18 protein-coding genes are annotated in these 21,368 nt (G+C 41.5%); 4 read left to right on the top strand and 14 right to left on the bottom strand.

Annotated features, from left to right (window positions below):
• A partial coding sequence (locus F9L33_RS15620) for a calcium-binding protein (RefSeq protein ID WP_304505328.1) occupies positions 1-1,152 on the top strand: 1,152 nt, incomplete at its 5' end.
• A 22-nt stretch (positions 1,153-1,174) separates the two neighbouring features.
• On the opposite strand, the gene F9L33_RS15615 is transcribed toward F9L33_RS15620, so the two are convergent.
• The 12 genes from F9L33_RS15615 to F9L33_RS15560 all read right to left on the bottom strand — a co-directional run bounded on the left by F9L33_RS15615 (position 1,175) and on the right by F9L33_RS15560 (position 13,379).
• A complete protein-coding gene (locus tag F9L33_RS15615) occupies positions 1,175-2,320 on the bottom strand; it encodes an EpsG family protein (protein ID WP_152143752.1) in 1,146 nt (381 codons plus the stop codon).
• 36 nt (positions 2,321-2,356) lie between these two features.
• Positions 2,357-3,649 carry a lipid II flippase MurJ gene (locus F9L33_RS15610; RefSeq protein ID WP_152143751.1) on the bottom strand — a complete coding sequence of 431 codons (1,293 nt, stop codon included), beginning with the start codon at positions 3,647-3,649 and terminating at the stop codon, positions 2,357-2,359.
• Positions 3,650-3,653: 4 nt separating this feature from the next.
• A complete protein-coding gene (locus tag F9L33_RS15605; RefSeq protein WP_152143750.1) occupies positions 3,654-4,829 on the bottom strand; it encodes a glycosyltransferase family 4 protein in 1,176 nt (391 codons plus the stop codon).
• A gap of 7 nt (positions 4,830-4,836) precedes the next feature.
• A complete protein-coding gene (locus F9L33_RS15600) occupies positions 4,837-5,967 on the bottom strand; it encodes a DegT/DnrJ/EryC1/StrS aminotransferase family protein (RefSeq protein WP_152143749.1) in 1,131 nt (376 codons plus the stop codon).
• Complete coding sequence (locus F9L33_RS15595) at positions 5,964-6,836, bottom strand: sulfotransferase (RefSeq protein ID WP_152143748.1); 873 nt, start codon at positions 6,834-6,836, stop codon at positions 5,964-5,966. The genes F9L33_RS15600 and F9L33_RS15595 overlap by 4 nt, the downstream gene beginning before the upstream one ends.
• 75 nt (positions 6,837-6,911) lie before the next feature.
• On the bottom strand, positions 6,912-7,592 hold the full coding sequence (locus F9L33_RS15590; RefSeq protein ID WP_152143747.1) for a PIG-L deacetylase family protein: 681 nt from the start codon (positions 7,590-7,592) through the stop codon (positions 6,912-6,914).
• Positions 7,579-8,586 (bottom strand): methionyl-tRNA formyltransferase, encoded by a 1,008-nt coding sequence (locus F9L33_RS15585; protein ID WP_152143746.1) that lies wholly within the window; start codon positions 8,584-8,586, stop codon positions 7,579-7,581. The genes F9L33_RS15590 and F9L33_RS15585 overlap by 14 nt, the downstream gene beginning before the upstream one ends.
• Positions 8,587-8,589: 3 nt before the next feature.
• A complete protein-coding gene (locus F9L33_RS15580; protein ID WP_193222081.1) occupies positions 8,590-9,162 on the bottom strand; it encodes a sugar transferase in 573 nt (190 codons plus the stop codon).
• Between the two features lie 93 nt (positions 9,163-9,255).
• Positions 9,256-10,401 (bottom strand): non-hydrolyzing UDP-N-acetylglucosamine 2-epimerase, encoded by a 1,146-nt coding sequence (gene wecB, locus F9L33_RS15575; RefSeq protein WP_152143744.1) that lies wholly within the window; start codon positions 10,399-10,401, stop codon positions 9,256-9,258.
• On the bottom strand, positions 10,398-11,522 hold the full coding sequence (locus tag F9L33_RS15570; protein ID WP_152143743.1) for an NAD-dependent epimerase/dehydratase family protein: 1,125 nt from the start codon (positions 11,520-11,522) through the stop codon (positions 10,398-10,400). The genes wecB and F9L33_RS15570 overlap by 4 nt, the downstream gene beginning before the upstream one ends.
• On the bottom strand, positions 11,519-12,556 hold the full coding sequence (locus F9L33_RS15565) for a polysaccharide biosynthesis protein (protein ID WP_152143742.1): 1,038 nt from the start codon (positions 12,554-12,556) through the stop codon (positions 11,519-11,521). Before F9L33_RS15565 ends, F9L33_RS15570 begins: the two co-directional genes overlap by 4 nt.
• Positions 12,557-12,623: 67 nt before the next feature.
• Positions 12,624-13,379, bottom strand: a complete 756-nt coding sequence (locus F9L33_RS15560) for a metallophosphoesterase (protein ID WP_226804193.1) — start codon at positions 13,377-13,379, stop codon at positions 12,624-12,626.
• A 124-nt stretch (positions 13,380-13,503) separates the two neighbouring features.
• Here F9L33_RS15560 and F9L33_RS15555 point away from each other — a divergent pair, with 124 nt between their 5' ends.
• Complete coding sequence (locus F9L33_RS15555; RefSeq protein WP_152143741.1) at positions 13,504-14,805, top strand: polysaccharide biosynthesis/export family protein; 1,302 nt, start codon at positions 13,504-13,506, stop codon at positions 14,803-14,805.
• Positions 14,806-14,820: 15 nt separating this feature from the next.
• Here the strand turns inward: F9L33_RS15555 and F9L33_RS15550 are convergent, their stop codons facing one another.
• Together F9L33_RS15550 and F9L33_RS15545 are read right to left on the bottom strand one after the other, a co-directional pair.
• Positions 14,821-16,911 (bottom strand): polysaccharide biosynthesis tyrosine autokinase, encoded by a 2,091-nt coding sequence (locus tag F9L33_RS15550; protein WP_226804187.1) that lies wholly within the window; start codon positions 16,909-16,911, stop codon positions 14,821-14,823.
• Between the two features lie 93 nt (positions 16,912-17,004).
• Positions 17,005-18,255 carry a replication initiation protein gene (locus tag F9L33_RS15545; RefSeq protein ID WP_152143739.1) on the bottom strand — a complete coding sequence of 417 codons (1,251 nt, stop codon included), beginning with the start codon at positions 18,253-18,255 and terminating at the stop codon, positions 17,005-17,007.
• 562 nt (positions 18,256-18,817) lie between these two features.
• Here F9L33_RS15545 and F9L33_RS15540 point away from each other — a divergent pair.
• Together F9L33_RS15540 and F9L33_RS15535 are read left to right on the top strand one after the other, a co-directional pair.
• On the top strand, positions 18,818-20,215 hold the full coding sequence (locus F9L33_RS15540) for an AAA family ATPase (RefSeq protein ID WP_152143738.1): 1,398 nt from the start codon (positions 18,818-18,820) through the stop codon (positions 20,213-20,215).
• Complete coding sequence (locus tag F9L33_RS15535; protein WP_152143737.1) at positions 20,202-21,239, top strand: ParB/RepB/Spo0J family partition protein; 1,038 nt, start codon at positions 20,202-20,204, stop codon at positions 21,237-21,239. Before F9L33_RS15540 ends, F9L33_RS15535 begins: the two co-directional genes overlap by 14 nt.
• The last annotated feature ends 129 nt before the right edge of the window (positions 21,240-21,368 follow it).

Genomic DNA, 21,368 nt, shown 5'->3' with positions numbered 1-21,368 from the left:
GGAAATGACACCGTTTCTTATGCTAACTCAGCAGCCGCTGTGAATGCAAACCTTGCCTCAAACAATGGATGGAGTGGAAATAACCAATCCGATACATATGCAGAAATCGGCAGCCTTATCGGTATCGAAAACCTTATTGGCTCTCAATTTGGGGACCTATTAATTGGTGATGCCGCAAGCAATAGCTTAGATGGTGGCGCGGGAAATGACACCCTAAATGGTGGCTCTGGTGACGACACCTTAAATGGTGGTTCTGGCAAAGATGTTTTCAATGGTGGCGCAGGAAATGACACCGTTTCTTATGCTAACTCAGCAGCCGCTGTGAATGCAAACCTTGCCTCAAACAATGGATGGAGTGGAAATAACCAATCCGATACATATGCAGAAATCGGCAGCCTTATCGGTATCGAAAACCTTATTGGCTCTCAATTTGATGACCTATTAATTGGTGATGCTGGAAACAATAGCTTAGAGGGTGGCGCAGGAAATGACACCTTAAATGGTGGCTCTGGTGACGATACCTTAAATGGTGGTACTGGTGATGACACCTTAAATGGTGGCAATAACAATGACGTACTAAATGGTGGCGACGACAATGATATTCTTAACGGCGGTGCCAATAACGACACCTTAAATGGTGGCTCTGGTGACGACACCTTAAATGGTGGTTCTGGCAAAGATGTTTTCAATGGTGGCGCAGGAAATGACACCGTTTCTTATGCTAACTCAGCAGCCGCTGTGAATGCAAACCTTGCCTCAAACAATGGATGGAGTGGAAATAACCAATCCGATACATATGCAGAAATCGGCAGCCTTATCGGTATCGAAAACCTTATTGGCTCTCAATTTGGGGACCTATTAATTGGTGATGCCGCAAGCAATAGCTTAGATGGTGGCGCAGGAAATGACACCTTAAATGGTGGCTCTGGTGACGATACTTTCATTTTTGAATCTGGTGATGGAAGCGACACAATTATTGGTTTTGAAGATGGAAGTGATATGATTCATATGAATGGTGGCATTGAATATAGTGACCTCACTATTAGTAATAACTCAGGTAACACTCAGATAGATTACGCCAGCGGATCAAGTATCATAATTTTAGGTATTAATAGTAGCAACATCACAGAAGATGATTTTATTTTTATATAAGTATTGATTGTTAAGGGATTCATCACCTGATTAAGTCCCTTAACTTATCTTGTCGCTCTCGACCATCACTATCTTTATCAAACAAGCTATACATGATGTAGTTTTGATATGGATTATATACAAAACTTAACTGTTTGACCAAAGTACCGCCTAAAAATACAAGTCCAAAACAAACTATAATAGCTTTTATTTTACGTGGGACCATAAGATTAGGAACATATATATAAAGGCTTAGCAAAATAATTAGTTCATAAAGGATTCTATTTCTAATCGTGTTGATACTGAAAAATGCTATAGCTAAAATAGCTAAGAATAATATCATTTTGATAATCTTATCTGTACCAAGGTTTTGTTCAACTAGTGTGTTCTTTTTACGAGATAGAGTAAAAAATATAACGAATACAAAGAAGGCCAATGAAAAAATAACCTCGTAAATATTAGATAGATATTCTTTTTCTTCTAAATAGTAATTAACTTTAAACCCTAATTCGACAGGTAATAATCCTCCCAAAAGAAAGCTGATATTTGTTACATTCGTGAGAGTCGCAAAAAGGATACCTACAGCCGCAGTTAACCAAATCTTCTTAGGAGCACCTATTGCAAACAACAAGGCAGCTATATAAATCATTACAGATATTTGCATAAACATAGAAGTAAATATCCATATAATCGCTACTCGCATCTTTTTCATAAAATACGCAGCTAAGCCAAGATTCAAACAACTAATCGCCACAAGCTGCCTGGCTGTAGAAAACTCAAGTGAGATTAAGAGAAATAAATGAACTATAGTGAATGCTGCAATAATATTTCTTGTGCCTAAGGACCGACCTAAACTGATAAAACTATAAAGGAAGAAGCAAAATAGCATCGCTTGCATAATTTCATAATTTTCAAATATCCGGGTAAATAAAGCAGTTAATAAAATATATCCAAGTTCTTGTTTAAAAAGAAACTGAATACGGAATATATTACCCAATATGTCAGTTGTTTCATTTTTTAAAAGATAAGCATATAAGTCCTTATAAACGACCCAATCAAAACCTACTTCATATCTAAAGCCTACAAAAAAGACATTAAGCAGGACAAAAGTACAAAAGACGGCTCGGTTATTAGGCTTAAGAAAACTTAGGCAAAAATGCAAAATATAAAACGTCAAATATCCAAGCATTAATACTTTCCCCTATGCTCTCTCTTGTTTGCTGTATCAAGAAGATCGCTTTATTAATACAAGCAGCATTAAAACCGTTATAGATTCCGAAATGCCCAGACTGATTGCAATCCCGTCTAGCCCAAACTCTGCTTCCAGTAAAAAATATAACACTATACTTTTTACTAAAAGTTTCATGCCAGCGATTGGTATCAACCACTTGTGCAGTCTCATCAATATCAAAACCTGCGTTAAAATTAAAACCATAACCAATGGCCCTAAACCTATTAAATGCAAACTCATAATTCTGGCAGTTAATGATGTGTCTTCCGCAGTAAATACACCATTTTCAAAAACCAGGCTAACAAGAGAGCTTGATATGAAGGACATACCTATACCAACAAAAAAAGCTACACTTGAAATACCAAAAATTATCTTCCAATATTGGTTTGGTATTTTTTGACTAGATTTTAGAGCACGCCCAATTCGTGGAGCAAATATGATATTTGTAGAGGTCCCGATAACCATCGCTACTGCCATCAAAATAGCATAGCTGTATTCAAGAGCTGCTAAAGTGCCAACCTCAATATTTGTAGCGATAGCTCGATCAATTAGCCGACCTGAATTCCACAAAACCTGCGAAATAAATACAACGCTAAGAGTAGTTACAAGTGGAAAAATAGTGTCTACTTTTGGGCCACTTATAAATATATTTCTTAAGTTATGCCGATCAATTGCCCCAATTGCTACCACATGAATTGTAAGCACTGCAAAGCCCGCCATTAATGCTGCATATCCAGCAAACATTATATCTGTCCCGCCTGATATAGTCACAAGAACTACTAATGTTATTAAAAAGATACCAGAACGAATACTCTGTGAAGCAGCTCCTGGCCAAGTAAGCTCCCGAACACTCATGATTGCGCGTAAAGGAAGTGAGCAAAGAGTCAGAAAACACATACCCCAACAAATTCTACCTATAACTATTAATTCCTCTCTATCCTCGCCAAGAATTCCAGGAGCCAAGAACGCTGCTTGCCAATGCATCGTCAACAAACCTGTTACAACAACAAAAATAGCTAGTAGGAAAGATGCCCATACAACTAATCGCTTCGCATCTAGTAAATCTCTATCCTCTCCAGCAATCAATACAGGGATCAGCATAGAAACAAATGAAATAGCGAGGCTATCACTAAAAATACTAGGAAGACCAAATGCAACACGAAAGATTTCTACATCACGCGAGGTACCAAAATAAAAGGCAAGAAGTATTTCCCGAAAAAACCCAGTAACAAGCCCAACAAAAACTAAAGAAAATGTAAACAAAGCACCACGGTTTAAAGCCTTCATTTCTCTATCTTTCTTGAAGGAGCTTAGAAAACTTACTTAACGCAACAGCTGAGCTTACATTATCTTCATACCATTCTGATATGTTATTTCTGTCAAATGGGCAATCAATATGCTTTTTTAAAGCAAGTGAAACGCCTTCTGGGTCAATGTTTGCAACAACACTTCCCAAGTTATTATTTTCCACTGTTTTAGCCAGTTCACTTTTTGCTTCAACCATAAGCATAACAGGTAGACTCAAACCTAAATATGTTTGTGTTTTTGAAGGCGACGCCACTTTATAAATATTAGAACTCAAGGAAATAACGCCAATATCAGCATCACGAATCAATGATCTTGCTTGAGCAAAAGGTAAAAAGGGCCCAAATTTAACTTGCGAGTGGTGCTCCCACTTTCTCTTTAGTGAAGGTAATAATATCCCATCACCTAATAATAATAGTTCAAGATTTGGGTAATCTGGAAAACACTTAGCAACCCCTTCAACCAATAAATCTAGATTTTGATAACGGCCTAAATTGCCTGCAAATATCACTCTGATTTTTCCAGATTGCTTAACTAATTCAGCAGGAGGAGCTACATCCATTGTAGAATCAAGCATGAAGTTACTGATAACATGAATAGGTAATTCGCCTATACTTCGCGCCTTTAGAGTTGTTCCCATATCGTTACTCAAAACAACGATAGCAAAACTGCGCTTCAAAGTTTGATTATCCATTGCACGTAATATCTTCGCAGGCAGCCTACGACCTAATAAACCACCACTATATTCTGAAACTTCTGGGTGAATATCCATCATATGGTAAATAAACTTTGCACCAACAATACGCGATGCCCAACTTGCAAACCAGGCAGCTATTACGGGTGGAAACGTTGAAGCGGTTACAACATCAGGTTTCGTACGCAGAATATGCAGACATAATGTAACACAGTATATGATCACATTTAAAATTCTTATCAACGGATTGCGTGTGCTTTCATTAAAAACCCACGTGCGATGCACCTTGATTTTCTTATCTGCTTCACTTGTGTCATCAGCATTCTGCATATCACGATAAGAAACCTTTGATGCGAATACATTTACATCATGGCCCTTTGATGAAAAATGCTGCGCAATAATACGTAACATCAAGGCATAGGGCGCAGTATCGGGCCAGTAATAACGGTGCGTTAACAAAATCTTCATTAAAAAACTATGCCTGATCAATTATATCTAAAATACGTTCAATTACCTCTGTTTGCTCGGCTTCCGTCAAGCAACTACCAGACGGCAAACATAAGCCATTTGCAAATAATGCTTCATCAAAACCGCTGCCTATATAATGGGTGCCCTCAAAAAGCGGCTGCATGTGCATGGGTTTCCACAATGGGCGTGTTTCAACTTCATCTTGCATCAATTTTAATCTGATCGTTTCACGACACACTCCCAAAATATCTTCATCAAAAGTCGCTGCAGTCAGCCATTGTGATGAATAACATCCCTTTTGCTCTGGCATAAACTGAATACCGCTACGGCCCAATTCTTTGCGATATCGTGCATTGATTTCGCGACGGCGCGCAACACGATCATCCAGAACCTCCATTTGCCCTAATCCAATGCCAGCGCAAATATTACTTAATCTGTAATTATAGCCATATGTAGAATGCTCATAGTGCGGAGCATTATCACGCGCTTGCGTTGCTAAAAAACGCGCCTCATCCGCTATTTTTTCATTATGCGTAACAAGCATACCACCACCCGAAGTGGTGATAATCTTGTTTCCATTAAAAGATAAAATTGAAACATCCCCACCCGTGCCACATTTGCGACCCTTCTTGTAACTAGATCCAAGGCTTTCTGCACTGTCCACAACCAATGCCACACCGTACTGGTTGGTCATTTTTTCAAGCGGATCCAGATCAACACTTTGTCCATATAGATCTGTGGGAACAATTGCTTTTGGTAATGCATTCTTTGCATTTGCCTTTTTCAACTCTTCCTCTAATAGATCACAATAAACAGTCCAACTGCTCGCATCTAAATCAAAGAACACTGGTTTTGCGCCTTGATATAAAACAGGAAAAATACCCCCTGCAAATGTCATAGACGAAATCCAAACTTCGTCATCCTTATTCACACCAACAAGACGCAGCGCTAAATGCAAAGCAGCCGATCCCGATGACAAACCAACACAATGCACATGACCACCTAAATAATCTGAAACAGATTTTTCAAATGCATTTAACTGTGGGCCAAGTGGCGCCACGAAATTACTATCAAATGCTTCAGATACATACTCACGCTCACGACCAGACATATGGGGTTTCGAAAGCCAAATTCTCATTTTGTTATTCCATAACCAAGTGCTTTAAGTGCAGGCGTTAATATATCCAAAACTTTTTTGTTTTTCACGTCGCGCACACCCTTATTGCTTTCTTTCGTCCTAACGATTGCCACTGCTTCATTTATCATAGAAACAGGCAAACGAACATCCAACGCATTTAACACGCGTTCTAATTCCGCTGTTGGGTTTAGCACTAAATCTTCATAATAGATCGTAATTTGTCTTTTAGAATCTATATCCGCCAAAGCATTCAATGTACTACTTACACAACAACTCCATTGTTTGGCGCAAACTTCATCTAAATCTCGGTCACTCCAATCATCGATACCTTCAAATCTCGGGCCCCAAGTTGAAAGCCTTTCTTCCTGCCCCAAGACCATAAAAGTCCGTTTTGAAACAAACTCCCATAAATATAGCCACAAATCTGAAAAGGGAATAAATCGTGCTTTTGCAGCATAATAAGCAAATGACGGGACCTCTAAATCCCCACGCCATCGTTTTTCCGCTGAACGTACAACATCAGCCCCATGACGAATCAAATGAATATAGACAGCTTCTGGAAGCACAGCATCAACAAATGGTATTCTCAGTGTATTGGCGCAGGTTTTTTCGACAACAAACTTTGGGTGCCCAGTTTGCCGCCATAATTTATTAAATGCGTTTCTTATAAATTTTTTGACATCAGGGCTCACACGAGAAGCTGGCAATTCATCAGTCTTAAACCTAACGTTTTTATGTCGCCATATAGGCTGAATTTCATCACATTGCCATGTTTCGAATTCTGGAAGCCGAGTTAAACAGTCCCGTAATAGATTAGTACCAGATCGGCCTGCACCTATTATAATCACAGGGGTAAAATCAGCATTCATCAATATTTTTCCCCATTATTAAAATCAATATCTGCAAGGCTCACTATTTTATTCCCCACTTTCAAAGTTAAATTTCTAAAGAATAGTTCGCACCACATGAAAACCCTCAGCATAATCTGTTCCAATTTCACTACCAAGTGTACGAGCCCGAGCTTGAACGGCGTCTATACTCCGCGGGTGAGGTGCATCTCGCAACTCATCTTGATATGCTTGTAAAGCGGTAAGTTTGACACCAATTGTATCAGAAATATCAATAAAAATATTTGGTATAAAAATTCGGCCTGCAGACACCCCGCCCCACTCACTTGATGAGTTTACGAAAAACGTCATTACAGTTCTGACAGTTTGCTCGGGCGTTGGTCTTGTAGCAACTAGAACTGAATCAAAGACACAACCGTGATCTTTATTAACATCGCCAGAATGATGACAGACAACTGTATCATATTGTCCTCTTAAAATAACTCGTGAAATCGCCTTATTAATTTCGATATGAGCCACTGTATCTAAACGCATATCAGGAAAATCATCGTGAAATAAGCTATGTACACCTAGAATATCGCAGGCATTTTGCAAATGCGCATTGCGGCGATCTCGAGCCGCTTGATCAGCACCAAATTGTGCCGATGAACCATCTGTTATGACGTGTACATCTACTTGAACTCCAGCATCTACCCATTTCCGAATTGAACCACCTGCCCCTAAAACTTCATCATCTGGATGCGCTACAACTACCAAAACCTTATTAAAATATATCATTTGTAACGTCCTTTTGTGTTATCTTTCCAATCTGTCTTTCCAATTCGGTTATACGTTGAGTTAATGCAATCAATGTATCCTCTATCGCAACACCAAAACGATCCCCTACGCGGAAAGGTTGAGACATTTTTATAGATATAGGCCGCTCCAGCCACAAAGGAACGTCACCCGTTTGAACCAACAGCATTCCATTACTTGATCTTAAAATCTGCCCTGGAGCGCCAATATAATTTAAATCATCACCTTTTGCATATTCAGAGCTTGAGAATACTACACGCTGTGTTCCAAAATAAGAATATGCCCCAGGATATGGGCTGGTAACGGCGCGCACCAATCGGTCAACCCGCTCTGCGGGTTGATTAAAGTCAATCCACCCATCCAATGGAATTCGTTTGGCACGCCAAGTTGCATGATTGCTGTCTTGCAATGCACCCTCCACAGGGCCCAATAACATGTTCTTGTGTAGCTTGATGAAAGCTTCTGCCAGTTTTTTAGAAACCAGTTGGTAAAGTTGTGTCGCGTCACACCGTTCAGGAATATTAAAAGCTTCTTGGTGTAATATATGCCCTGAATCGACACCTGTCGTTAGTTGAAACAGTGTCACAGCACTTTCAGAAAGGTTTTGCAAAATCGTCCAAGGGATTGGCGCGCGACCACGTCCAAAAGGTAAAGCAGACGGGTGGCTACCAACAACGCCCATAGGAAATACATCAATCACCTGTTGCTTCAACAATTGGCTCCATCCAGTAATAAAAAGAACGTCACCTTCGTACTTTTCTAAAGACTTAAGTGTTCCCTGATGATTTATATTTGTAACAGGAACAAACGGAATTTCGAGACGACGTGCTAACACTGCAAGATCTGAATAATCAGCAACGCCATCCGCAGCTTCTTTAGGCAACCCAGCTATTGCTACAACATTTACATTTTTTGCAAGCAATTCTTCTAAAACCACTGCACTCTCTGCATTCATTCCTAAACAAATTACGCGCATTTCCTAAGACCACTCATCTTCTGACGATGGATGCGTTTCGGCTCGACCCTTCAATACCAAAAAAGCGGTTTTAATCATTATCTGTAGATTTAACCAAACTGATGCCTCCCTAATATATTTAAGATCCAACTTTATTCGCTCATGCCAACTCAGCGATGTATTTCCACTAATCTGCGCCAAACCAGTCAACCCAGGTTTAACTTTGGCACGTTGACGTTGTTCATCAGTCATTTTTTCATAATCTTCTCGTACGGTTGGTCGCGGACCAACAAGAGACATCTCGCCTCTTAAAACATTTAGTATTTGAGGCAGCTCATCAATTTTATACTTCCGTAGGAAATTAGCCCCACCATATAATCTTGGGTCATCTCGCATTGTAACAGTCGCATTTTTCAAATCGGGCTGCTTAATATGCATCGTGCGAAATTTCAAAAGCTTAAACGGAACCTGATCACGCCCAATACGCGTTTGAGTAAAGAACGCAGACCCTGGGCTTTTGATTTTTATAAAAATCACAATCACTAAAAAAAATGGCAGCAAACACAGAAGTATTGCAACTGATATAATGATATCCAATATGCGCATCATTGGTCTGCCGCCGAAGTTCTTATATCCAGGCTATATAGTTGATCATTATGCTCTGTAATCAGCTCACGTATTCCAGATTTATCAATCATTTTTACGAATTCCATCCCATGCATTTGATAACTTCGCTGTCCCCAGAATTAAACTCACAACGCGTTCAGATGTATTTTCTATGCAATAATCCGCTGGTACAGGGTGTGCGCGGCCCTCTTTTACACGGTCCGCAAACATCGTTGTTACGGCATCGATGCCATTAACCATCGTATCGCGGTCAAGACCCGTCATTATAATACAGCCAACATCAACACCTTCTGGGCGCTCAATTGCATCGCGTGGTGTAATGGCTGGAAACCCAAGTATTGAACTTTCTTCTGCAATCGTACCGCTATCCGAAATCGCGCAAAATGCATTCATTTGCAGATTGTTATAATCATGGAACCCAAACGGTTTCATGTATTCAACCAACGGATCAATTTTGATATCAAGGCTCTCTAATCGCTTTCGTGTACGCGGATGTGTCGATACAATAACTGGGAACCCGTATTTTTTCGCAATCGCATTAAGCGTTTCAACCAATGCCGTTAAGCGCGGTTGATTGTCTACATTTTCCTCGCGGTGCAAAGACACAATAAAATATTCACCCGCTTTTAATTTAATCCGTTCCAGAACGTCTGACGCATCGATCTGCGAACGGTAATGCTCCAACACTTCGCGCATCGGGCTGCCCGTTAAATTGATACGGCGATGCGGCAAACCTTCGGATAGTAAATGTCTACGTGCATGTTCTGTATAAACCAAATTAAAATCCGCGATATGATCCACCAAACGACGGTTGGTCTCTTCTGGGACATTCATGTCAAAGGATCGGTTACCTGCTTCCATATGGTAAACAGGTATCTTCATGCGACGCGCCATAATCGCACTTATGGCTGAATTCGTATCCCCAAGGATCAAAACTGCATCTGGCCTTTCAGCGATCAGAACTTTTTCTGTTTCCGTCAGAATACCGCCAAGCGTTTCCCCAAGAGAACCGCCACCAACACCCAAGAAGTGGTCAGGCTTGCGAACACCAAGATCCTCAAAGAAAACTTCATTCAACTCGTAATCATAATTCTGGCCAGTGTGAACAATGACATGATCCGTAAATTGATTTAACCGGTCCATTACACGCGCAAGTCGGATAATTTCTGGCCGTGTTCCAAGAACAGTCATTACTTTTAATTTCGTCATTTTATCACCTTATCCGCATATGTATCTGGGTTTGCGGGATCAAATAAATCATGCGTCCAGAACAGCGTTAACAATGGGCCATCACCTACATTTTCAATAGAATGTGTATGTAACGTTGGCATGTCTACAGGAGTAGGTTTATCACCGTTTACAGGATATTCCCAAACCTCATCAGACAAAACTTTGCGTATGCGAATAATGGCTTCACCTTGAACAACCAAAAAACGTTCTACCTTATGCAAATGGTAGTGATCCCCGCGCGTAACACCTGATTCTGTTGTAGACATAAATGTTTGTCCACCACCGCCGCCTTTTACAGCTTCAAAAAGCGTACCACGCGCATCGGTATGTAATGTCAATGGACGAGGCCATTTGTCTGGATAGCTTGCTACCCGGTAGGTGTTAAATAACGCAAGATCGAAATCATCCGAGACGTCTGGGTAAATATTTGCCTCATAAGAAGCATGAAATGCTTCTAGTTTTTCCAATAAATCAGGTACTGTAAAAAATCGCGGTTCAGGAACCACGTCTCCTATAACGTTATTCATTACAGCATCAATCGCTGCTTGGGCCGCGGCACCAGCATACAACAGCTGTACTTTGCCATCAGGATTTGCCGAAACCTCTTCACCTGCAAAAATTTGGTGAATTAATGTCGCCGTCACATTATTGTAAAATGGGCGCGCACATTCGCCAAAAATATGTGGCAAAACTAAATTCGTATACTTCGACACACGAGATGCAATCAACTCTCCTGCAATACGTTTTGAACGACCATAAGGCGTGTCAGAATCTGCATGTGTAGAGTTTGCATAAACAATATGCGGGTTAGATCCCGCAATTTCGCACCCCCTTATCAAGGCTTGCGCGATCTCTGGGTTGGCTTTTTCAACAATATCATCGCTTTCTGCACGGTTGACACCTGCAAAGTGCAAAACAGCCTTCGCATTGCGCAATGCATCTACCAATAGTTCTGTGTCGTCAAAATCAGCATGACCGAGCATCACCAATTCAACAGGTTCTGGAACACCTTTAAAACGTGCTGCGCAATTTAAAGCATGCAATCGTGCAGACGCGTGCCAGCCAATAAGACCACGCGCTCCTGTGACGACAATCTTCATTTGCCATCAATCTTATGTTCTGCAACTTCTACCTGCACTTCAGGTAAAGACATCAAAAGATCTTTAACCTCAGGAACAGTAAGTTGCTGCGTGTTATGAGAATGGTAATCCTCAAGCGTAGCTGTGCTCTTATCACCTTCTTCGAAATATGGTTTATAGTTCAAATCACGGTTATCCATGTGGATACGGTAATATTCACCCATGTCTTCCGATTTCGCCAATTCTTGTGCAGAAGCTAGCGTTTCATATAGTTTCTCTGCATGGCGCCAGCCAATAACTTCTACGGGATGATCTGGGGCATCCAATAGTTCTTTGATAGCTTGAACCAAATCAATGATCGTCGATGCTGGCGCTTTCTTGATAAACAAATCACCTTGGTTCGCTTTGTCAAAAGCGTATTGAACAAGCGCTACGGAATCCCGAAGTGGCATCAAAAACCGTGTCATCGTTGGTTCTGTTACTGTGATCGGTTTTCCTGATTTAACCTGCTTGATAAACAAAGGAATTGCAGACCCGCGCGAATACATAACATTGCCATAGCGTACACATGAAATTGTTGTCTTTGCATCATTGCCGATTTCCCGCGCACCAGCTTGTGCAATTTTTTCCATCATTGCCTTAGACATGCCCATCGCATTCACAGGAAAGACAGCTTTATCCGTGGATAAACACACAAGGCTTTTAACTTCGGCTGCAATGGCGGCCCTCACAACATTTTCTGAACCTACAATATTTGTTTGAACCGCTTGCATTGGGAAAAACTCACAAGATGGGACTTGCTTCAAAGCCGCCGCATGGAAAACGCAATCTGCGCCTTTGATCGCTCTATCAACGCTTTCACGATCGCGTACATCGCCAATATGATATTTGATACGACCATCACGCAGATCATTACGTAAAGCATCTTGTTTTTCTTCATCACGGCTTAGAATACGTATTTCTGGAACACCCGCATTCAAAAGTTGTTTCAGCATGGTTTTTCCAAAAGAACCAGTACCGCCAGTAATTAAAACAGAATTAGGAATATATGACATTGTGAGAATCAAACTTTTCGTAAAGGTTTATATTGCTGAGTGCAATTACAACGCGCATTAAATTATTTCAATCGCCCGTTTCAATAAATGTAACTTTTCCAAAACTGATGTAGGCACCTGTCAACAAATTAGTTGCATATGCGCCTGTATCAATCGCAACGCAACCATTTATAATATTTGCTTTTTCCACAATTGTATGACCGTGTACAACCCATTGGCAATCAAGTCTTGGACAGGCCATAATTTGCCTAGAACCCCATAAAAGCACTTTTGCAAGTTGCTGGCCCATTGGGGCTTTAGGATCAGCAGCCGCATGCACTACATGCACATTTCCACTAGACCACTGCAAGGGCAAATCTCTTATCCAGCGTTCCATTCCATCAGGTAATACACGTCGCAATACATCTCTAGCAGCCAACAGCTCTTGATCACTTGAACGCTCATTAATGCCCCTTACATTGTAGCTTTGTAGTGTTTGTAATCCGCCATGCCTTAGCCAACGCGAGCCTTTTTCCGTTGGGCGCTCTAGAAAATCTAACATCATCTTTTCATGATTGCCCATCAAGCAGATAGCCCCTTGATCACATAATTTTTTCACAATGGACAACACCTCTGCGCTTTGATGACCTCTATCAATCAAATCTCCTACGAAAATTAACCTAGTTCCATCAGGCCTTTTTCGTAATATCTGTTTTAGTAAGTCAGCACACCCGTGAATATCCCCAATTATAAAAATTGATTCCAAGGGTTCTAACATTGCCGAAAAAGGTTCTGGAACAGCCCTTCTTTGGCGCGCTGCATACAACTTCTTGATGAACTTCATAAGCTTTCTCTTAAACATACATATAAATAAAATACCTGTAGATAATTTTAAAATAAAATACCAGCAGAGTTCTCGACGCTTAGTTTTAATTAGTCTAAGAAGCTTTTAACAAATAGGTGCTTATATGAAAAAAAATGCGTTTAAATCAATTGTATTAACAATACCTGCAACACTAACCGCATGCGGTAGCATTTATACCTCTCCAAAAGTCAGCAAAACAAACAAACTCGTCGAAATTATAGAAGTCACTCCATATTCAGTTGAGTTCGCAAACGAGACATCTTATGCACCTCAGCGCTTACCGAAATCATTTAAGTCAATCCAGAGTGCGCGTGCAAATTTACCTTCACCAATCGAAACACTACCAACACTACCTCGTACTGTACAAACAAGTATACCACCTAAAACTAAAACGGGGCCATATAAGATTGGTGTATCGGACGTGCTGTTGTTAGCCACACCAGTCCCCACAACTCAGGAGGCTCTTACAGGTTTAATTGCTGCACAAAATAGACGCCAAGGTTATACTGTCCAAGATGATGGTGCAATCGCAGTACCCGAAGTTGGTCGCGTCAGTGTAGCTGGTCTAACTTTGTCTGAAGCAGAAAACGCCGTTTTTAGGGCATTAGTGAATAGACAAATAGATCCGAAGTTCTCACTAGAAATTGCAGAATTTAACTCTCAAAAAGTTTCAATAGCTGGTGCTGTTAATGACCCCCTACTCACACCAATAAAATTAAAACAACTCACACTACAAGATGCGATCCAAACGGCTGGCGGCATATCAACGCCTGACCTAGAATTTGCTGTTGCAAGAATCAATCGTGATGGCAAAACATATCAAATCCCTTTACAAGAATTACGTAAAAAATCATCACTACAAAAAATCGCCCTCCAAAATGGCGATAGTATTTTCATAGATGAAGATTACCGGATTGATCGAGCACGCGCTTACACCGCAGAACAATTAGCTTTAACTCAGGCCCGAACCACAGCTCGAAAACAAGCGCTAGATGAAACCGAAGCTGTTCGTGCCAGCTTTTTACAACAGTTAGAATTAGGCGCTATAAAATCTGATTATGTTTTTCTAACAGGCGAAGTCCGTGAGCAAGGTCGCTTTCGATTGCCTTTTGAAAACAAAGCGTCACTAGCTGATGCTCTTTATTCATCACGAGGTATTCAAAACCAAAACGGCGATCCTGGGCAAATCTACGTCTTACGTTACAAAAATATTCCAGATGATAAACCAATAACCGCATATCATGTAAACGGTAAGGACGCGTCAAACTTATTAATGACTACACGACTACTGCTACGCCCTAATGATATAATCTTTGTATCAGAGCAAAAAGTGACTGCTTGGAACCGTGTAATTTCGAACCTTCTACCTTCAACTACAATTATCGATAGGGCGATTAACGATTAATACGCTTTCAACTTATTAATTCTCATAGTATTCGCTATCGCTTGAATAAGCGTATTGGTCTGAGTATCCACGACGCCTCATTTCTTTTGCATCAATATTATTAAGAACCAGCCCATCAATTTTCAAACCAACACTATGAAACATTGAAACGCCTTGTTTAAGCTGTGTTTTAGATGTGCTATTCCATAAAACTGAATAAATGATTGCATCAACATATTGGCCAATAATACGCGCATCGGGCACAGCTAATACTGGCGCAGAATCAATAATAATATAATCATACTCTGTTCGCAGACGTTTAATAAATGCTGCAAATCTCTCCGAAGAGAATACATCTGCAGCGTTTATTGACGATTTTTCACCAATCAAAATATCAACACCCATTTCCTCATGTTTCAGTATCGCGTCTTTTAATTTGGCATTCCCAGACATAACAGATAGGAATCCAACTTGATCATCAATATTAAAATACTCACTAAAAATACGCTTACGAATATCACACTCCAGAATAATAACTCGCTTCGAAAGCCCAGACAAATTTTGTGCTAATGTCAAAGACTTTGTTGTCTTACCTTCACCAGGAACAGACGAAGTAACCATTATCACTTGCGGGGGCTGGTCTAAATCAGAAAGCAATATGGAGGTTCGTAAATTACGAATAGCTTCGGCAAATACAGACGTTGGGTTTTTAATTGCAAAAAACAATATATCCTTACGTTCAACACCTGCTATTTTAGGTATTGCGCCCAAAACAGATATACCCATATAGCTTTCAAGCTCATCTACTGTCCCGAAGCTATTGTTATTAAATTCTCTAAACAAAATAATTCCTGCACCAAGGGCTCCGCCTAGAAAAAACGAAAAGGCTAGCACAAAAGCTATCTTTGGTGACGATGCCTGCCTAGGGACAGCAGAGGAAAGCAAACGACTTTCTGGTGTTTGTAAACCTTTCTGAATCGTTGTTTCCTTAAGTCTAGACAGAAAGCTTTCATATAATAAACTATTAGCTTGTGCTTCACGTTGTAATTGCTGCAATTGAACAAGATCTGCTGATTGGGCTTTAATCTCTTTACTGAACGTTTTTTCAGAGAGAGCCATTGCTTCATATTGCTGCTCTGCGCGTAAAAGATCCGTATTTAATTGCTTTGAAATTTCCTCAACTCGAGCGTCAAATTCAAAACTCCGAGCTAAGCCTTCCGAAACTCGTTGTTGTATCGTTTGTAAACGCGTATCGTTTGCTGCCTGTAATATTCCCTCTACATCACCTAAACTAATTGCTGTTCGAAAAGCTTGAAGTTTCGCTTTAAGTACAGCCTCATCGCTTTTTAGATCTATAACCCTCTGACGCATATCCTTTAACTGTTTAGACAAAACCGCTAAGGAATCTTCATTAATCAACTGTGTCCCATCACTAAATTGTTTAATTTTCAATTCAGATTTTTCTAATTCTTGTTTTAACTCTGCTGCTCGTTCGCTTAACCATTTTCCTGCTCGCTCTGTTGCTAAAAACTTAACATCAAGCGCATCTTGTATATAAATCTCAGCCAAGGTATTTGCAATCAATGCTGATTTCTCTGGATCTGTTGTTTTAACATTAATTGAAAAGACCAAAGACTGACGAACATTGGCAACAGACACAGCATTAATCACATTGTCGATAACATCGTTAACAATTTCAGTTTCAGTTTTTATTACACCTTGGATACCGAAAAGTCTTTTAGACCAACCTAATATGTTAGGCAAACGACTCTCATTAAGTCTATCATTAAACTCTAGGTCATCAATAAGATTTAACTGGCTAACTAACTTCTTAATAATATTGCGAGAACGGATTACTTCTAGCTCTGTATTTACTTGTTCGGACCCGCCGACTTCTCCTGACAAAACACTCTCAATATCAACGACATTCTGTGTTTTAGTTTCTAGTGCAATAATAGCCTTAGCTGGATACATAGGCGTTGCTAAACTAAATACATATAAACCACCCAATAAGACCCCGAACAAAGCACATGAAATTATATATAATTTTCCACGCCAGATAATCTCCAATAAAGTAAAAGGGTCGAGCTCATCACTCTTTTCCACGATTCTTATTTGGTCTGACATTTTAGATGTACTCATAGTTAATAGCCCGTAATATTTTTCATCTAACTAAGGCGCCTAACTACAATTTTAAAGACTTAAATTACAGACAATCCCTTAAATTTTAAAACACTCTGGTTGTAACTCCTCCCAAAAAGCAAATATCTTAGTTGCATTCAATGCTGAACCCCAACCATGTTTTAAAAAATCATCACGTTCTAAATCATCTTCTAAACTAGAAATAAATAATCTTTTATCTGCATCTCTATGTGTTGGGTTTTTATGGCTCACGAGTTCTGCAACAATAGCAAATTTTCGAATACGTTCTTGACGGTCAATGAACCGTAAATTTTCTACATGTGCATTAGCGGCATCCCTCAGTTGTTGTGCCTCCAAAACCGCAATAGTTTCCGTCGAAGGTTTAACACTTTCCTCTACCTTATAATCATCCCGAATAGCAGCCGTCAGATATCCCACAGACGACTTTGTCTTACGCCCCACAACATAGTTTAGCTTTTCAGCAATATAAGCATCCCCATGTTCTGCAATCCATTGTCGCGCCAATCGGTCAGACACCCCCTGCCCTAATAGCGCCTCATAAACCTTCGATGCGCGCAGCCCATCACTGTCATCGATATTAAACATCGCAAGCTGGGGGTTTTCTTTGATCTTGAACCGAATATCACTCACCGCCCTGCCCTTCTTACGAAACTCAGGTTCAATCGAGATATCAGATGTTTTACAAACCTCTGCTACAGCAGGTTTGATAATCTTTGCATTCAAATGTTTGAAGCTCTCGTAATACGAACTACCATCCACACCCATCAATTTACGAAACGTTTCCAACGGCCACCAGCCCGTCGACCCTGTGCGTACAAAGCGATAACAATTTTCGTATAACGCAAGTCCATGGCCACTGGAAAAATTGCGCTGAATGTTAACATTGATCAAGGCATAAATCTTAGGGTCGTGCAGCTTTTGCGCTAAAACAGGGCTATAAGCGTATTCACATACCCCACCCTTCAACTTTGCATAAGACAGTAATGATGACACGCCCCACTCTTGTTTGCCGTCCTCATCCAGCATGTCCCATTCGGCCACAGTTTCGGCTAAGGATTTCAAAGACGCCCGCAGCGTATCCATATCATTCGAATTATACCCAACAATCATTGCCAGCGTTTTCGCATCAATCGAATGGCTCTGACTGGTTTGCAAAGTGTCATAGGCATTCAACAACAACACGTTCGACAGTTTGCGCTGCAACAATGATAGTTTACCGCTGATGTGTATCGCACCAACATGCTTTTTCACCGTCTCACGCCGCAACGCACCAGTTAATTGTTCTGTAAATTGGGCTGCTTGTGCCATATGTCCGCTCACCTGATCGTCATCGATTCTTGTTTTGTGAAACCATTGCACAAAAGGTACCCATGTACAAATAAATCTGGGTTCTTAAGGCTCTTCTCCGCAAAACCTGTAGACGGGTACCCATAGACTCTGCGGGTTAATTTATAGAGTCATCACCGTTCGCAAGGGACTCAAAACACGGTACATAAGGCTAAAAATGGGGCAAAATAGGCTAAAAACAGGCCATTTTCACCCCCCTGAGAATCGGAACCCTTTATCCTGTATAAAGGTACCTTTAGCACCGAAAAAGGGTACCTTTCATACTGGGAATCGGTACCCTTCAACCTGATTTCAGGTACCCAAACTGAACTAACCTATTGAAAAAAAATATTTTTCTAAGCCTAAACATCTTAAATATATTAAACTAATTAAACAGTTTATGTGCCTTCTTTTATATAAGATTTTAATTTGGTTTCGCCGCGAAACCTGTAGATATTCTTAAACAAGAGCAACAATGCTTTGCGATTTTTAAGATGTACGTTATTATTATTCATATCAAAGAAAACATAGAACATCTAATAGGATGCAGATTTTGAGCAAATCACAAACACCCCTACCCCCATATCTGAACCTCGATCCACAAGTGGCTGCAAGTAAGTTACCTGATCCTATCGACACAGCGCGATTCGCAAAAGCCGCATCATTCTGTGCCAAAGGCCGCGAAGATCTGGCGCAACGTGGGTATGCCCCGGACGGACAAAAACGTCTGCGTAAATTTTCTACCTGGGAGGTGACTAAATATCTAATTCCTGTGGCACCTGCTCACTTGCGCCGCGTCCTTAAGGCCAATCCGGACCTCCCGCAAGGCGAAGGCGAAGGTGGCTCAAAGTGGTTTACGCTTGAAGAGGTGTTAACCTTGCGCACGCATTTTGCATCCGAAGGGGTGAGTACCAAAGAATACCTGCCTTATCGACCCAAAGGCCAGCCAGCAAAAGTGGCTGCAGTTGCGAATTTTAAGGGCGGTGTGGGTAAAACCAGCACAGCTGCACATTTGGCGATGTCGGCGGCATTGGATGGCTATAAAGTGCTGGTGATTGATCTCGATAGCCAAGGGTCGATGACATCCATTCTTGGCGGGGATGTTCCGGATGAATGGTCCACAGTTTTCCCGCTGATCGCCAAAGATTATGCCAAGGCGGTTGTTGCGGAAAACGAAGTACGAAAAGCGGCTGGCACAGCACAAATACAGCTGGATGAGACATTAACCGAAGCTTTAGAGGTTTCGTCGCGAAACGTCATTCAGAACACGCATTGGCCAAATATCGATCTGATTGGGGCGCAGCTCAATCTATACTGGGCGGAGTTCCAAATCCCCGTCTGGCGCATGGGTTTACGCAGTTGGGCGTTATGGGATGGTTTGCAAAATTTTTTACATGATGAAGGTATCTTAGATGACTACGATGTGGTGATACTGGATACACCCCCTGCTCTAGGTTATTTGACTATCAATGCACTTGCTGCCGCTGACATCCTGCTCGTCCCATTAGGTGCTTCCTTTCTAGAGTTTGACAGCACAGGACGGTTCTTTGACATGTTGTACACCACTTTCGCGTCTATTGAAGAAGGCGAAAACGCAGCGTTGCGCAAGGCGGGTTTGCCAGAGATGAAATTCGAATGGGATGTGGTGCGTGCGATCGTGACCCGCTTTGATGCCAGCCAACAGACGGATATGGCGAATGTGATCCAAGCCTATTTTGGCGATTTCATGAATGCGTACCGTCAAGATTACACGGCATTGGTTGGACAAGCGGGTGAGCAGGTTAATGGGATCTACGAGGCGGACTATCGGGATTTCAATCGCGAAACATATGTGCGAGGCCGCGAAGCGTTCGACCGGACATATGCAGAGTTTAAGGAATTATTAATCGGGTCATGGTGGCGCGATGAACAGATGATGGGTGATGAAAATGGCAAAGCGTAAACGTTTAACGGCCCCAGATGCTGAGGCTTTAAAAGAATTGGAAACAGGTTTCGCGGCGAAACCCCAGGCAGGCTTGGGATTGGAAACAAAAAGCATGGCACCGATTGCCAAGGTGGCTGGCGAAGCGGCGGCGATGTCTGCGGTGGCAGACCAAGGTGATCGTGTAGATGCCGCACAGTTGCGGGCAGCAAAACAAAGCGGTTTGTTGGCGCAAGAAATTCCAGTGGCTAAAATCAACGTGGATTACGTAAGCCGTGATCGCGTGGTGCAAGATCCAGAAGCTATGGCTGAACTGAAGTCATCGATCGAATCGAATGGGCTGCGCACGCCGATCGAAGTGGTTGAAACCAAGGATGGGTATGGGTTGATTTCTGGCTGGCGACGTTTGGCAGCTATGCGAGATTTGTCTATTGACACCATAAAGGCATTTGTACGTGAGGCCAAAGACAGTACCGAAGTGTATTTGAATATGGTTGAAGAAAATGAAATCCGCGCGGATCTATCCCATTATGAGCGTGGCCGTATTGCGGTGGTTGCGGCCGGGCAGGGGGTATATGCGGATGTTGCGCAAGCTGTAGACCATCTGTTTGCGTCGGCCTCTAAGGCAAAGCGTTCTAAGGTGCGTAGTTTTGCCGTAATTCACGAAGCTTTGGGCGACTTATTGCAGTTTCCGGCTGATTTAACGGAAAAAGCGGGTTTAAGTTTGGCTAAAACGCTTCGTGACGGCGATTTAAAGCCGTTTAGGGCGGCTTTAGCAGAGAATACGCCGAATGATGCCGCAGAAGAGTGGCGCTTGCTTGAGGGCGTTATTTCAAAGGCAAAGCCTGTTGTCCCTTCTGCTTCTAAAGGGGGCAGACCTGCGAAAACCGTTAAGTTGCCAGCGGCGCCATTAAAAAAGGGTGGCGAGTTGAGTGCTGAGGTGATTGAAAAAGGCTTTCGCATTGAGCTAAAGGGTAGGGCGGTCATGCGCGATGACGTCGCCCGTATTCAAAGAGACATCTTACGTTATTTAGACCGAGACTAAGACTATAGGTTTCGCCGCGAAACCCTAGCCGTGAGCGATAGGAAAAATCTTGCCACCATGTCTGAATTCGCTGCAATTTATTGCTGTTTATTGTGCATCCTAAATTCTGTCTTGGTTCTGTTACTTTTA

The sequence above is a fragment of the Amylibacter sp. SFDW26 genome, from assembly GCF_009184395.1.
In the GTDB taxonomy this organism is placed as follows: Bacteria; Pseudomonadota; Alphaproteobacteria; order Rhodobacterales; family Rhodobacteraceae; genus Amylibacter.
The sequence above is the reverse complement of the archived record's forward strand: the minus strand, read 5'-3'. Positions and strand labels throughout refer to the sequence as shown.

Coding starts and splice junctions, on each gene's coding strand:
- F9L33_RS15615 (WP_152143752.1), bottom strand. CDS start 2,320: ATGCTTGGATATTTGACGTTTTATATTTTGCATTTTTGCCTAAGTTTT.
- F9L33_RS15610 (WP_152143751.1), bottom strand. CDS start 3,649: ATGAAGGCTTTAAACCGTGGTGCTTTGTTTACATTTTCTTTAGTTTTT.
- F9L33_RS15605 (WP_152143750.1), bottom strand. CDS start 4,829: ATGAAGATTTTGTTAACGCACCGTTATTACTGGCCCGATACTGCGCCC.
- F9L33_RS15600 (WP_152143749.1), bottom strand. CDS start 5,967: ATGAGAATTTGGCTTTCGAAACCCCATATGTCTGGTCGTGAGCGTGAG.
- F9L33_RS15595 (WP_152143748.1), bottom strand. CDS start 6,836: ATGAATGCTGATTTTACCCCTGTGATTATAATAGGTGCAGGCCGATCT.
- F9L33_RS15590 (WP_152143747.1), bottom strand. CDS start 7,592: ATGATATATTTTAATAAGGTTTTGGTAGTTGTAGCGCATCCAGATGAT.
- F9L33_RS15585 (WP_152143746.1), bottom strand. CDS start 8,586: ATGCGCGTAATTTGTTTAGGAATGAATGCAGAGAGTGCAGTGGTTTTA.
- wecB (WP_152143744.1), bottom strand. CDS start 10,401: ATGACGAAATTAAAAGTAATGACTGTTCTTGGAACACGGCCAGAAATT.
- F9L33_RS15570 (WP_152143743.1), bottom strand. CDS start 11,522: ATGAAGATTGTCGTCACAGGAGCGCGTGGTCTTATTGGCTGGCACGCG.
- F9L33_RS15565 (WP_152143742.1), bottom strand. CDS start 12,556: ATGTCATATATTCCTAATTCTGTTTTAATTACTGGCGGTACTGGTTCT.
- F9L33_RS15560 (WP_226804193.1), bottom strand. CDS start 13,379: ATGAAGTTCATCAAGAAGTTGTATGCAGCGCGCCAAAGAAGGGCTGTT.
- F9L33_RS15555 (WP_152143741.1), top strand. CDS start 13,504: ATGAAAAAAAATGCGTTTAAATCAATTGTATTAACAATACCTGCAACA.
- F9L33_RS15550 (WP_226804187.1), bottom strand. CDS start 16,911: ATGTCAGACCAAATAAGAATCGTGGAAAAGAGTGATGAGCTCGACCCT.
- F9L33_RS15545 (WP_152143739.1), bottom strand. CDS start 18,255: ATGGCACAAGCAGCCCAATTTACAGAACAATTAACTGGTGCGTTGCGG.
- F9L33_RS15540 (WP_152143738.1), top strand. CDS start 18,818: ATGCAGATTTTGAGCAAATCACAAACACCCCTACCCCCATATCTGAAC.
- F9L33_RS15535 (WP_152143737.1), top strand. CDS start 20,202: ATGGCAAAGCGTAAACGTTTAACGGCCCCAGATGCTGAGGCTTTAAAA.